Here is a 14,331-nt window from a genome sequence, read left to right as displayed (position 1 = left end):
GTTCATTTATTAATTGTATTGTAATAAGAAGTAGAGAATTGGTAACACAAATAACCAACTATCTGTTCGATCTAATATACCACCATGTCCAGGTAAAATTGTACCTGAATCTTTTACGCCATAATGACGTTTAAATGCAGATTGTACTAAATCACCAATTTGTCCAAAAATAGAAATGATAATTGTCAACACAATTAAAATCCCTACATTAGCCTCAACTGGGAAGAACATATTGTAAACAAGTGCCACAACAATCCCACAAACGATGCCGCCTAATGAACCTTCAATCGTTTTATTCGGACTAATTTCTGGCCATAATTTTCTTTTTCCTAATGCTTTCCCTACGAAATATGCGCCTGAATCGGTAGCCCATATAACAAATAATGCGCAAAACACATATTTAATTCCTAAAATTCTCGTTTCATTCAAATATAAGAATCCCATTGCAACATATGTTGTTGCCATTAGTAAAAAGGAAGCATGGTCAAAAGTAAATGTATTCTTAGAAAGGACTGTATATGATAAAAGTAATAAAACAATCACAAATGTGATTTCTAATTTACCTAATCCAATCCAAGTAAACAGTTCTGATGCACTGCTTGGAATTAAAATAACCCATAATAATACTGCAGCTAAAACTGTTGGTATTGAAATAAGCGTAAGCTTATTCATACGAATTAATTCATATAAACCTATAGAAGCAAGTGCATACACTAAAACCGTAAAAGGCACGCCACCGTAAATTACGATGGGAATGAATAGCGCGGCAGCAACCACTCCAGTAATAATTCTCTGTTTCACTACCAAACCCTCTCTTTCTACACGCCTCCGAATCTGCGCCCTCTATGTTGAAAGTCTGTAATCGCATTTAGCAAATGTTCCTCGGTAAAATCTGGCCAATACACATCTGTAAACCAAAACTCCGAATATGCAATTTGCCATAACATGAAATTACTAATACGTAGCTCTCCGCTCGTACGAATTAACAACTCTGGATCAGGTAAAGAACTCGTCATTAAGTAGGAAGAAAGCATTTCTTCACTTACATCTTCAACACGAATTTTTCCTTCCTCACTATCTTTCACCATATGTTGCACAGCAGAAACGATCTCATCTCGACTTCCATAGTTTAACGCGAAATTAAGAATTAATCCCGTATTCTCTTTCGTATCTTCCATGGCCTTTTCCATCGCTCTGCGTGTATGCGTAGGAAGACGATCTTGTTGTCCTATCACTCGGACTTGTACGTTCTCTTCAATCAATTCTGGTAAAAATGTACCTAGAAATTCTTCTGGAAGCCTCATTAAATAGTCAACTTCCTTTTTCGGTCTTTTCCAGTTCTCAGTTGAAAAAGCATAAAGAGTTAACACTTTCACATTAAGTTTGCTTGCAAATTTTGTGATTTTCTTTACAACTTGCATGCCTTCATGATGTCCCGCAATACGAGGCATCGCTCTCCTCTTTGCCCATCTTCCATTACCATCCATAATGATGGCAATATGTTCTGGGATGTATCCTTTTTTCACTTTTTCAACGAGATGATCAAACGATGCGACCTTTTTACTTTTAAAAAAAGGAAAGTTTTTAAACATCATTCATACCCTCCAGCAAGCAGACGTATGCCTAAAAGTGTAAAAAGACCCCCTTAAGAAGAGGGTCATATTTGCGAAGGTATCGCTATTACACTTCCATGATTTCTTTTTCTTTGTTTTTTGCGATTTCGTCAACTTTTGCAATATATTTATCTGTTTCTTTTTGGATATCTTCAGTATATCCTCTTAAATCATCTTCTGTAATATCGCCAGCTTTTTCAAGCTTCTTAAGATCATCGTTACTGTCACGACGTACGTTACGAACAGCAACTTTTGCTTCTTCAGCATATTTTTTCACAACTTTTACAAGATCGCGACGACGCTCTTCTGTTAATGCAGGGAATGCAATACGAATTACAGTTCCATCATTAGAAGGATTTAAGCCTAAATCTGCTTTTAAGATTGCTTTTTCAATATCACCGATAGAAGTTTTATCATAAGGTTGAATTACAAGTAAACGTGCTTCTGGAACTGTAATGTTCGCTAATTGCACAACAGGTGTTGGTGCACCATAGTAATCAACTTGTACCTTATCTAATACAGACGAGCTTGCACGACCTGCGCGAACTGTTGCCAATTCACGAGAGTAAGCAGCAACTGCTTTTTCCATTTTTTCATTTGAAGACTTCAATACTTGTTGTCCCATATTTATTTCCCCCTTACAACTGTTCCGATATTTTCGCCTAAAACGGCACGTTTAATGTTACCTTTTTCCATAACCGAGAATACAATTAATGGAATATCATTGTCCATACATAAAGAAGAAGCTGTTGAATCCATTACACCTAAACCTTCTTTTAATACATCTAAGTAAGTAAGTGTTTCGTATTTCGTAGCTGTTGGGTCAAGAGATGGATCTGCATTATATACGCCATCTACATTGTTTTTCGCCATTAAGATAACGTCTGCTTCGATTTCCGCTGCACGTAGTGCTGCCGTTGTATCTGTAGAGAAATATGGGTTACCTGTACCTGCTGCAAAGATCACAACACGTTTTTTCTCTAGATGACGAATTGCTTTACGACGAATGTAAGGCTCTGCTACTTGACGCATTTCGATTGAAGTTTGAACACGAGTTTGAATTCCAATGTTCTCTAGGCTATCTTGAAGAGCTAATGAGTTCATAACTGTTGCTAACATACCCATGTAATCTGCTCCAGCACGATCCATTCCCATTTCACTTCCGATTTTTCCACGCCAAATGTTTCCGCCACCAACAACAACAGCAACCTCTACATCAAGTTCTGCAATTTCTTTCACTTGTTCCGCAACTGATTTAATAACAGACGGGTTAATTCCAAATCCTTGTTCGCCAGCTAACGCTTCTCCGCTTAGCTTTAATACGACACGATTATATTTCGGTTTACTCATAATGAACCTCCAATTGCTTACATCTTTATTTTAAAAAAGGGAACACAATGTGTTCCCTAATCTTTATTAGTTGCTACCTTTTACTTGGTTCATTACTTCTTCAGCAAAGTTGTCTTCGCGTTTTTCGATACCTTCACCAACAGCGTAGCGAACGAATCCTTTTAATGTTCCGCCTTTAGACTCAACGAACTGACGAACTTTCATATCAGGGTTTTTAACGAATGCTTGGTCAAGTAAGCAAATTTCTTCGAAGAATTTGCCTAGACGGCCTTCAACCATTTTTGCAACGATTTTTTCAGGCTTGCCTTCGTTTAAAGCTTGTTGTGTCAATACTTGACGCTCATGCTCAACTTCTTCAGCTGTTACAGCATCGCGGTCGATGTATTTAGGGTTAACTGCTGCGATGTGCATTGCTACATCTTTAGCAGCAGCTTCGTCAGTAGAACCTTCAAGAACTGTTAATACACCAATACGTCCACCCATGTGTAGGTAAGCGCCGAATGCATCAGCATCAGTTTTTGATACGATTTCGAAACGACGAAGTGTAAGTTTTTCACCAATTTTAGCGATTGCTTCGTTGATGTGCTCTTCTACTGTTTTGCCGCCTTCGATTGTTTGAGCCATAGCTTCTTCAATGTTAGCTGGTTTGTTAGTTAATAAGTGTGCAGCTAATTCTTTAATTAATGCTTGGAAACCTTCGTTTTTCGCAACGAAATCAGTTTCAGAGTTTAATTCTAAGATTAAACCTTCGTTACCGTTTGTTTCGATGAAAGTTAAGCCTTCAGCAGCGATGCGGTCTGCTTTTTTAGCAGCTTTTGCAATACCTTTTTCACGTAAGAAGTCAATTGCTTTCTCCATGTCGCCATTAGTCTCAGTTAAAGCTTTTTTGCAGTCCATCATACCTGCGCCTGTTTTTTCACGAAGTTCTTTTACCATTTGTGCAGTGATTGCCATATTTTTTCATCCTCCTAAAATATGTATTTATACCTTTTATAAAGGTGTTTATACCTTAAAAAAGGTGATAAAAGGCCGAACCCCTTATCACCTTTCCAAATTTGTTACGCAGTAACAGTTTCTTCACCTTGTTTTGCTTCAAGGATCGCGTCTGCCATTTTAGATGTAAGAAGTTTTACAGCACGAATTGCATCATCGTTTGCTGGGATAACGTGATCGATTTCGTCTGGATCACAGTTTGTATCAACGATACCGATGATTGGAATGTGTAATTTGCGTGCTTCAGCAACTGCAATACGCTCTTTACGAGGGTCTACTATGAATAATGCACTTGGAAGACCTTTCATATCTTTAATACCGCCTAAGAATTTCTCAAGACGCTCTAACTCTTTTTTAAGTTGAACAACTTCTTTCTTAGGAAGTACTTCGAAAGTACCATCTTCTTGCATTCTTTCGATGTCTTTAAGACGCTTGATACGCTTTTGGATTGTTTGGAAGTTTGTTAAAGTTCCACCTAACCAACGTTGGTTAACGAAGTACATACCAGCACGAGTTGCTTCTTCTTTAATAGCTTCTTGTGCTTGTTTTTTAGTACCTACGAATAAAATGTCTCCACCTTCAGCAGCGATGTCGCGCATCGTTCTGTAAGCTTCCTCAACTTTTTTCACAGTTTTTTGTAAGTCGATGATGTAGATACCGTTACGCTCTGTGAAAATGTAACGCTTCATTTTTGGGTTCCAACGACGAGTTTGATGTCCGAAATGAACACCAGCTTCAAGCAATTGCTTCATAGAAATTACTGACATAATATAGTTCCTCCTAAATGGTTTTTGATATCCTCCGTTTACTTCATCTCTAAGCGAAACTACAAACGTAGCACCAACACTTAAATCAGCAAACGTGTGTACTTTGTACTGACACCACTGCTTACTATATCATACTGAAATATTACAATCAAGTCGAAAATGCGAACAATGTAAAACTTTCTTTGTTCACACTCGAATTCTAGTATTACCAACCTGCATTTCTTTTAAGCAAAAAAGTGAAATTCAACTCATAGCTTTTCCAAAGAACACGATTATGACGCTTTTTACAGACACCATTAATCTTTTACACACAAAAAACTCTCCTCAAAAAACGAGGAGAGTTTTATAAATTAGTTTGTTTTTAATTTAGCAAGTTCCTGTAGAAACTTGTCGTTTAGCACTTTAATGTATGTTCCTTTCATACCTAAAGAGCGAGACTCAATAACACCAGCACTTTCTAATTTACGTAGTGCATTTACGATTACAGAGCGAGTAATTCCTACGCGATCAGCAATTTTACTTGCAACAAGTAAACCTTCTGTTCCATTTAATTCTTCGAAGATATGCTCGATTGCTTCTAACTCACTGTAAGATAATGAGCTAATCGCCATTTGAACAACAGCTTTACTACGTGCTTCCTCTTCGATTTCTTCTGCTTTTTCACGTAAGATTTCCATACCTACTACAGTTGAACTGTATTCAGCAAGGATTAAATCATCGTCTAAGAACTCTTGACCAAGACGAGCTAACACTAATGTGCCTAGACGCTCACCACCACCAACGATTGGTACGATTGTAGTTAAACCTTGACCGAATAATTCTCTATTTTCTACTGGAAATGCTGTGTAAGCACTGTTTACATCTAAGTTTGAAGATGTTTCTGTAATGTTGAATAAGCTTTGCGTGTACTCTTCCGGGAATTGACGCTCTGCAAGCATTTGTTTCATACGCTCATTCTCAATTTGTTGGTGAATTGCATAACCTAGTAATTTACCACGACGACTTACTACGAATACGTTCGCTTCAATTACTTCACACATTGTGTCAGACATTTCTCTAAAGTTTACAGGCTTTCCTGCTGCGCTCTGTAATAACGCATTTAATTTTCTTGTTTTTGCTAATAATTCCATTTCAAAAGTTCCTCCTACATGTTACTTACATATTTTTTCATCACTTGGAAACTAGGGCGAGTCACCTGATGACACTATTACAAAATAAACTGGCTCACATCTTTATTTTTAGCAATCGTTGCTAATTTCTCCTCAACGTATTGAGGTGTTATCGTTATTTTCTCTAACGTAATTTCAGATGCTTCAAACGATAAATCTTCAAGGAGTTTCTCCATAATCGTATGAAGTCTTCTTGCTCCAATATTATCTGTATCCTGATTAACTTGATAAGCAATCTCAGCAATCTTACGAATAGCTTCGTCTGAAAATTCAATTTCTATACCTTCAGTCGCTAATAAAGCCATATATTGTTTAATTAACGCATTGTCAGGCTCGATTAATATTTTAACAAAATCATCTGTCGATAATTTTGTTAATTCTACTCGAATCGGAAATCTCCCTTGCAGTTCCGGAATTAAATCCGACGGTTTAGACATATGAAACGCTCCAGCTGCAACGAATAAAATATAATCCGTTTTTACTGATCCGTATTTTGTCGCAACATTCGATCCTTCTACAATTGGTAAAATGTCACGTTGCACACCTTCACGTGATACATCTACGCTATTCGACTGCTTACCAGCAATTTTGTCAATTTCATCGATAAAAATAATCCCGAGCTGTTCAGCACGATAAACAGCCTCTTGTGTAACTTCATCCATATCAATTAAGCGCTGTGCTTCCTCATTTGTCAAGAGTTTTCTTGCTTCTTTCACAGAAAGTTTACGTTTTTTTGTTTTTTTCGGCATAAAACTTCCTAATGCATCCTGGAAATTCATTCCCATTTGTTCCATACCAGTTCCTTGTAACATATCGAACATGGAAGACTGTTGCTCAGTCACTTCAATCGATACAATTTCATCTTCAAGAAGTCCTGCAGCAAGCTTTCTTTCCACATCTTGACGTTTCTTTTCGATTTCACCATCTTCCTGTGCATCAGATGTTTGATTCGAATTTTGAGCACCGCCAAATAGCATTTCTAATGGGTTTTTAAATCCAGATTGTTTCTCCGGACTCGGCACTAAAATTTCAACAAGACGTTGGTTCGCTTGTTCTTCTGCTTTGTCTTGTACTTTAATTACCATTTCTTCTTTCACGATACGAACTGACGTTTCCACAAGGTCACGTACCATCGATTCTACATCTCTACCTACATATCCAACTTCTGTAAATTTGGTAGCTTCAACCTTAATAAAAGGTGCTCCAACGAGTTTCGCCATTCGTCGTGCTACCTCTGTTTTACCAACACCTGTCGGTCCAATCATTAAAATATTTTTAGGCGCAATTTCATCACGTAGATTTTCAGCTAATTTACTTCGACGATATCGATTTCTTAAAGCTACAGCAACCGCTTTCTTCGCATCTTTTTGACCGATAATGTATTGATCTAATTTTTCCACAATTTGACGCGGAGTAAAATGTAAATGCATATAAAATGCCTCCCTTACGATTCTACAATTCTTCCACAATTATATTGTGGTTTGTATAAACACAAATATCGCCAGCAATGTCTAAACTCGCTTTCGCAATTTGCTTCGCTGTTAAATGTTCACTTGCATATTGCTTTAAAGCACGACCTGCAGAAAGCGCATAATTCCCACCAGATCCAATCGCTAAAATCCCATCATCTGGTTCAATCACTTCTCCTGTACCTGAAACAAGAAGCATAGTTGTTTTATCCATGACAATGAGCATCGCTTCTAGCTGACGTAACATTTTGTCGCCACGCCATTGTTTTGCCATCTCAACTGCAGCACGCTGCAAGTTCCCATTGTACTCTTCTAATTTCCCTTCAAACATTTCAAAAAGAGTAAATGCGTCAGCAACGGAACCTGCAAAGCCAGCTAAAACTTTCCCTTGGAAAAGTTTACGGACTTTACGAGCTGTATGTTTCATTACAACTGCATTTCCCATTGTCACCTGACCATCTCCAGCCATTGCACATTCTCCATTATGATGAACTGCAAATATCGTTGTAGCGTGGAAATTTCCCATAGAAAAAACTCCTTTATATGTTTTTATAGCTTTAAAAGCAATTTATGCCCGCGGGTGATGCTTCATGTAGACCGAACGCAATCTTTCTTTAGAGACATGCGTATAAATTTGTGTCGTCGACAAATTCTCATGACCGAGTAGCTCCTGTACAGTACGTAAATCTGCCCCTTCATCTAACATATGTGTAGCAAATGTATGCCTTAACATATGGGGACTTATCCGCATTGTCAGTGAAGCCTTCTTAATGAGTTCGTTTAATACATAGCGTACCCCTCGACTTGTTAGCGGCGTGCCTTTCGCATTTAAAAATACCATATGAGAGTGTTCTTCAGTTTTGTGAGCCAACTGTTTTCTCCCGTTCTCTATATAAGTAATTAAAGCATCTTGCGCATAGCTTCCGAACGGAATATACCTTTGTTTTTTTCCTTTTCCCATTACTAAAATTGTTCCCACCGCGAAGTCAATATCGGTAAGTTGTAAATTGACACATTCACTCACACGGATTCCAGTCGCATACATCAACTCTAATAAAGCTTGATTCCTTTGACCTAGCGGTGTTTCCGTATCAGCAACTTCAAATAATTCCTCTAATTCTTCAGCATATAAAAACTTTGGGATTGACAATTCTTTTTTGGGGAGTGACGCAAGTGCAAACGGATTATCTTTCCGATAACCTTCACGCATCAAAAAACGATATAAACTTCGTAAGCTTGATACTTTTCTTGCGACAGATTTACGGGCTAACTTTTCATCGTGCAACGTCGTTAAGTACAAACGAACATCCGCGTATGTAACATCTAAAAAAGAGGATATGCCTTCTCGCTCCATAAATTGCACAAAATGTTCTAAATCATTTTGATAACTTGCAATTGTATATTTTGAATAATTTCTTTCAATTTGTAAATATCCAACGAATAATTGTAACAATTTCTTCACATTCACACAATTCACCTCAATAAAGGCTACTAAATCGTATCACAACTTAGTAGCCTTTGCAAGAAATTTAACTAAATATTTACAAAATTTTGAATTGTTTCTAAAGCGCGTGTTGCATATGCTTCATTTCGTTCTGCTTTCCTCTTAATTTTCTTCTCTAACGGTGCAAACAAACCGAAGTTTGCATTCATTGGCTGGAAGTTTTTCGCGTTTGTCGCAGTAATATAATTCGCCATACTTCCCATTGCAGTTACAGGCGGTAATACAACCGGCTCTTCACCTTTCACAAGTCGAGCAGCGTTAATACCCGCTAGTAATCCTGATGCCGCCGATTCAACATATCCCTCTACTCCAGTCATTTGGCCAGCGAAGAATAAATCATCACGTTGTTTATATTGATATGTTGGACGAAGCAAGTTAGGTGAATTAATAAACGTATTACGATGCATTACACCATAACGTACAATCTCTGCATTTTCCAGTCCTGGAATCAACTGTAACACTTCTTTTTGTGGTCCCCACTTTAAATGCGTTTGGAAACCTACGATATTGTATAACGTTCCTGCTGCATCATCTTGACGTAACTGAACAACAGCATATGGCGTTTTTCCTGTTTTCGGATCTTCTAATCCAACAGGTTTCATCGGTCCAAATACTAGCGTCTGTCTTCCTCTACTTGCCATAACTTCTACCGGCATACAACCTTCAAAGAAAATTTCTTTTTCAAATTCTTTTAAAGGTACTGTTTCAGCAGCAAGTAATGCCTCGTAAAAACGGTCAAATTCCTCTTCCGTCATTGGGCAGTTTAAATATGCAGCTTCCCCTTTATCGTAACGAGACTTTAAATATACTTTATTCATATCAATGCTATCTTTCTCAACAATCGGTGCTGCAGCATCATAGAAATAAAAATAATCTTCACCTGTTAATTCTTTTAATTGTGCAGCAAGATCAGGAGACGTAAGTGGACCTGTCGCGATAACAGTAGGCCCTTCTGGAATTTCAGTAATTTCTTCATTCATCACAGTTACGTTCGGATGTTTTTTCACATACTCTGTTACCTTTGCCGCAAATTCATGACGATCTACAGCTAAAGCTCCTCCTGCTGGTACAGAGCACTCATCAGCTGCACGAATAATAACAGAGTCCATTAAACGCATTTCTTCTTTAATAACACCAACAGCGTTTGTTAATGTGTTTGCGCGAAGCGAGTTACTGCATACTAACTCTGCAAATTTATCTGTGTGATGAGCTGGCGTTTGCCTTACTGGTCTCATTTCATATAATTTCACTTGGACACCACGTTTTGCAATTTGGTAAGCTGCTTCACTTCCTGCAAGACCTGCGCCAATGACGTTTACTACTTGTGTTGTCATATTTATCACCTTTCCTTTTCTTCCCGAAAAAAATGTGAGCAGTTACGCTCACATTTGTTGTTCTTCTTCATAATCACACGAAATACATTGTACTTGCACGCCTTTTTTCAACTTCTTCTCTACAAGCATACCTTCGCACTTCGGACATTTACGACCAATTGGTTTATCCCAAGATACAAAGTCACACTCTGGATACGTACCGCATCCATAGAAAAGACGTTTCTTTTTATTACTACGGCGTTCAATAATTTGACCTTTATCACACTTCGGACAAGTAACACCGATTTCTTTCACAATCGGTTTTGTATTACGACAATCTGGGAAATTCGAACAAGCCATAAATTTCCCGTATTTACCCATTTTAAAGACCATTGGGTGATCACACAATTCACAGTCTTCCCCAGCTGGTTCATCTTTAATTTCCACTTCACGCATTTCTTTTTCCGCTTTTTCTAAACGCGGTTCAAAGCCTACGTAGAAATCATCAACAATTTTTACCCAATTCGCATTTCCTTCTTCTACTTCATCAAGACTTTGCTCCATGTTAGCAGTAAATTCAATGTTAATAATTTCTGGGAAAAACTCTAAAATAAGTTCAATTACTATTTCACCAAGTTCAGTTGGAACGAAGCGTTTATTATCCAAACCTACGTATCCACGTTTTTGAATCGTTTCAAGTGTCGGTACGTAAGTCGACGGTCTTCCAATTCCAAGCTCTTCAAGTGTTCTTACTAGACGAGCCTCTGTATAGCGCGGCGGAGGTTGTGTAAAGTGTTGCTTCGGTTCTAAATCCTTCGAAAATACCGTTTCCCCTACTTCTAAAGGTGGCAACATTTTATCCTTTTCTTCAGCCCCGTCATCTTTCGACTCTACATACACTTTCATAAATCCTGGAAACTTTACAACCGATCCACTTGCACGGAACTGAACATTGTTATTAATGAGTCTAGCTGTCACAGTATCCATTATAGCAGACGCCATTTGACTTGCAACAAATCGCTCCCAAATCAGTTTATACAACCGAAGTTGATCACGACTTAAGAAACTCTTTAGTTCCTCTGGCCTTCTCATTACCGAAGTAGGACGAATTGCCTCATGCGCATCTTGCGCGTTCGACTTTTTCGTTTCTTTCTTCTTTTCTGTCCCTATGTATTCCGCACCAAACGCCTCAGTAATGTAAGTACGCGCCTCTGTTTGAGCTGTTTCTGAGATACGTGTTGAGTCAGTTCTCATATACGTAATAAGACCTACAGTCCCTTGCTTTCCAAGATCTATCCCTTCATACAATTGCTGCGCGAGCATCATTGTTTTCTTTGCTCGCATGTTTAACTTACGAGCTGCCTCTTGTTGCAAGGAAGATGTTGTAAACGGTAATGCAGGATTACGTTTTCGCTCTTTTCGCGTTACATTTTCAACTGAAAACGCATTATCTTTCATCTGTTCAATTATTTCATTCACTTGCGTTTCATTCGTTAATTGAACTTTTTCACCATCTACACCGTAAAAACTTGCTTCAAATGTGTCTTTCCCTTTCACAAATTCTGTCTTAATTGTCCAGAATTCTTCAGGCTCAAAGATTTGAATTTCTTTTTCACGTTCGATAATTAAACGAACTGCTACAGATTGTACGCGTCCTGCACTTAATCCTTTTTTTACTTTCTTCCATAATAAAGGACTAATATTGTAACCAACAAGACGATCTAGTATACGCCTTGCTTGCTGTGCATCTACTAAATCCATATTAATCGCACGAGGATGTTTAAATGATTCTTTTATTGCATCTTTTGTAATCTCATTAAACACAACTCGGCAATCTGATTCAACGTCCACATTTAACGTATTGGCTAAATGCCAAGCAATCGCTTCCCCTTCGCGGTCTGGATCGGCCGCGAGATAGACTTTCTTTGCTTTTTTGGCCGCTGATTTTAAATCTTTTAAGACGGGACCTTTACCACGAATGGTAATATACTTCGGGGTGAAGTTGTTCTTTACTTCTATCCCCATTTGGCTTTTAGGTAAATCGCGAACGTGTCCCATAGACGCGACAACTTTGTATTTTTTCCCTAAATATTTCTCAATGGTCTTCGCCTTAGAAGGCGACTCCACGATTACGAGGTAATCTGACATGCTAGTGCCTCCTTAAGAGGTGGATTCAAGTCTTCATCAATCTTATTGATTTCTCTTGTTTTTGTCAATCAAGAATGAATATACCATACAGTGCCTATCTACCATTTGTCAATAATTGTTTAATAAAAACATAAAAATATAAGGTTAATTTAAAACTTCTTCCAAGATATCTTCTGCATTTCTTACTAGTTTTGCTCCTTGTTGAATCAGATGATTCGTTCCTGATGCACTATCTATAAATATAGGTCCAGGAAGTGCAAATACCTCTCTATTTTGCTCTAAAGCAAGGTCCGCAGTAATAAGTGTTCCACTTCTTGATTTCGCTTCTACAACTAAAACACCCTTACTTATACCACTAATAATCCGGTTCCTTTTTGGAAAATACCATTTTTTCGGTGCATAGTGCGGCGGATACTCTGTTAATAACAATATATATTCATTCCACGTTTCATATAAATGTCTATTCTCTTTTGGATACATATACGATAATCCATGTCCTAGTATTGCAATAGTCGGGCAATGCCGTCTTACTGTAATTTCATGAGACATTGTATCTATCCCTCTTGCAAACCCACTGACAATAAGCCATTCCCTTTCTAATAATGGGTGTAAAATAAATTTTAAACTCTCATGTCCATATAAAATCGGTTCTCTCGTTCCAATAACCGCTAATTTATTCGCTTTACTGAGAAAACACTTCTCTCCTTTTCCATATAATACAAATGGGGGATCCTGTATTTCACGTAATAATTGTGGATAATCTTCGTCCCATATAGTCATATAGAAGATTCGATTTTTCTCTAAATAAGATATATATTGCGGGAGATTTGAACTTTGAAGAAAATTTACTAATTCTAAAGATTTTTTCGAGGATATTCCAGTGTAGTATTCCATTTGTTTCGTATTAAAAGTGTATATTCCCTTCAATTCAGGATCGACATATAGTAGTCTTTCCATCGCCTTCCAATGATCTGCTAAAAAATAATGAAGATGTAATAATCGTTCTCTTTTCATCTTAATTCTCCTTACCCATAATTTTTATTATGTAAACAAGAATTGCGTAAAAAGACACCTTCAAGCAAGAAGGTGTCTTTCAACAGATTAGTAGTTTTTACAAGTCTCAAATAGACCTTTTTCTTTTAAGACAGAGATTAGCGTTTCGCCCATAACCGCTGGAGTTTCCGCTACTTTAATACCACAAGCTTCCATCGTTTTAATCTTTTCTGCAGCAGTTCCTTTACCACCAGAAATGATTGCACCAGCATGGCCCATACGTTTGCCAGCAGGCGCTGTTTGGCCACCAATGAAGCCTACAACAGGTTTTGTCATATTAGCTTTCACCCATTCAGCTGCCTCTTCTTCTGCTGTACCACCGATTTCACCAATCATAATTACAGCATGCGTTTCTTCATCTTCATTAAATGCTTTTAACGCATCAATAAAGTCCGTACCGTTAACTGGGTCCCCACCGATACCTACAGCAGTAGATTGGCCAATACCTTCTTGTGTTAACTGATGTACAGCCTCATACGTTAATGTACCAGAGCGAGATACGATACCTACATGGCCTTTTTTATGAATGTACCCTGGCATAATACCAATTTTGCATTCATCAGGCGTAATAACACCAGGACAGTTTGGTCCAAGTAAACGTGTATGTTTACCCGCCATATATCTCTTTACATTTACCATATCTAATACAGGAATTCCTTCAGTAATACATACTACTAAATCGATTTCTGCATCAACTGCTTCCATAATTGCATCAGCCGCAAAAGCGGGTGGAACGTATACAACTGAAGCATTTGCGCCTGTTGCTTTCACTGCATCTTCTACAGTATCAAATACTGGTACACCTTCAATATCAGTGCCACCTTTACCTGGCGTTACACCACCGACAATTTTCGTACCGTATTCAATCATTTGTTTTGTGTGGAATAAACCTTGAGAACCTGTAATACCTTGAACAATAACTTTTGTATCTTTATTAACTAATACGCTCATT

Annotated in this window: 14 protein-coding genes; all 14 read right to left on the bottom strand. The window is 37.9% G+C overall.

All coding sequences use genetic code 11. The annotated features are described in order from the left end of the window. Positions 1-9: 9 nt before the first annotated feature. On the bottom strand, positions 10-801 hold the full coding sequence (gene cdsA, locus DM800_RS15280) for a phosphatidate cytidylyltransferase (protein ID WP_048545995.1): 792 nt from the start codon (positions 799-801) through the stop codon (positions 10-12). A 17-nt stretch (positions 802-818) separates the two neighbouring features. After that, positions 819-1,595 (bottom strand): isoprenyl transferase, encoded by a 777-nt coding sequence (uppS, locus tag DM800_RS15275; protein WP_000971311.1) that lies wholly within the window; start codon positions 1,593-1,595, stop codon positions 819-821. An 85-nt stretch (positions 1,596-1,680) separates the two neighbouring features. After that, entirely contained in the window at positions 1,681-2,238 is a 558-nt protein-coding gene (frr, locus tag DM800_RS15270; protein ID WP_000531506.1) for a ribosome recycling factor, read from the bottom strand. Between the two features lie 2 nt (positions 2,239-2,240). Further along, entirely contained in the window at positions 2,241-2,963 is a 723-nt protein-coding gene (gene pyrH / locus DM800_RS15265) for a UMP kinase (protein ID WP_000042666.1), read from the bottom strand. Between the two features lie 66 nt (positions 2,964-3,029). Continuing rightward, positions 3,030-3,917, bottom strand: coding sequence for a translation elongation factor Ts (gene tsf / locus DM800_RS15260; protein ID WP_048545999.1), 888 nt, complete (start codon positions 3,915-3,917; stop codon positions 3,030-3,032). A gap of 104 nt (positions 3,918-4,021) precedes the next feature. Next, on the bottom strand, positions 4,022-4,723 hold the full coding sequence (gene rpsB, locus DM800_RS15255; RefSeq protein ID WP_048546000.1) for a 30S ribosomal protein S2: 702 nt from the start codon (positions 4,721-4,723) through the stop codon (positions 4,022-4,024). A gap of 350 nt (positions 4,724-5,073) precedes the next feature. Continuing rightward, a complete protein-coding gene (codY, locus tag DM800_RS15250; RefSeq protein WP_000421290.1) occupies positions 5,074-5,853 on the bottom strand; it encodes a GTP-sensing pleiotropic transcriptional regulator CodY in 780 nt (259 codons plus the stop codon). A 77-nt stretch (positions 5,854-5,930) separates the two neighbouring features. Continuing rightward, positions 5,931-7,322: an ATP-dependent protease ATPase subunit HslU gene (hslU, locus tag DM800_RS15245; RefSeq protein ID WP_060488429.1), complete on the bottom strand. Its 1,392-nt coding sequence runs from the start codon at positions 7,320-7,322 to the stop codon at positions 5,931-5,933. A gap of 22 nt (positions 7,323-7,344) precedes the next feature. After that, entirely contained in the window at positions 7,345-7,887 is a 543-nt protein-coding gene (hslV, locus tag DM800_RS15240) for an ATP-dependent protease proteolytic subunit HslV (RefSeq protein WP_000526271.1), read from the bottom strand. Positions 7,888-7,929: 42 nt separating this feature from the next. Then, positions 7,930-8,829, bottom strand: coding sequence for a tyrosine recombinase XerC (gene xerC / locus DM800_RS15235; RefSeq protein ID WP_001101235.1), 900 nt, complete (start codon positions 8,827-8,829; stop codon positions 7,930-7,932). A 65-nt stretch (positions 8,830-8,894) separates the two neighbouring features. Next, a complete protein-coding gene (gene trmFO, locus DM800_RS15230; RefSeq protein ID WP_147787121.1) occupies positions 8,895-10,199 on the bottom strand; it encodes an FADH(2)-oxidizing methylenetetrahydrofolate--tRNA-(uracil(54)-C(5))-methyltransferase TrmFO in 1,305 nt (434 codons plus the stop codon). Positions 10,200-10,247: 48 nt separating this feature from the next. Continuing rightward, complete coding sequence (gene topA / locus DM800_RS15225) at positions 10,248-12,326, bottom strand: type I DNA topoisomerase (protein ID WP_001286953.1); 2,079 nt, start codon at positions 12,324-12,326, stop codon at positions 10,248-10,250. A 144-nt stretch (positions 12,327-12,470) separates the two neighbouring features. Next, positions 12,471-13,340: a DNA-processing protein DprA gene (gene dprA, locus DM800_RS15220; RefSeq protein WP_048546002.1), complete on the bottom strand. Its 870-nt coding sequence runs from the start codon at positions 13,338-13,340 to the stop codon at positions 12,471-12,473. An 87-nt stretch (positions 13,341-13,427) separates the two neighbouring features. Beyond that, entirely contained in the window at positions 13,428-14,330 is a 903-nt protein-coding gene (gene sucD, locus DM800_RS15215; RefSeq protein WP_000115178.1) for a succinate--CoA ligase subunit alpha, read from the bottom strand. Between the last annotated feature and the right edge of the window lies 1 nt (position 14,331).

The organism is Bacillus sp. AY18-3, assembly GCF_008042305.1.
Taxonomy (GTDB): Bacteria; Bacillota; Bacilli; order Bacillales; family Bacillaceae_G; genus Bacillus_A; species Bacillus_A wiedmannii.
Note: the sequence above shows the minus strand (reverse complement) of the source record. Positions and strands in the feature narration are given on the sequence as shown.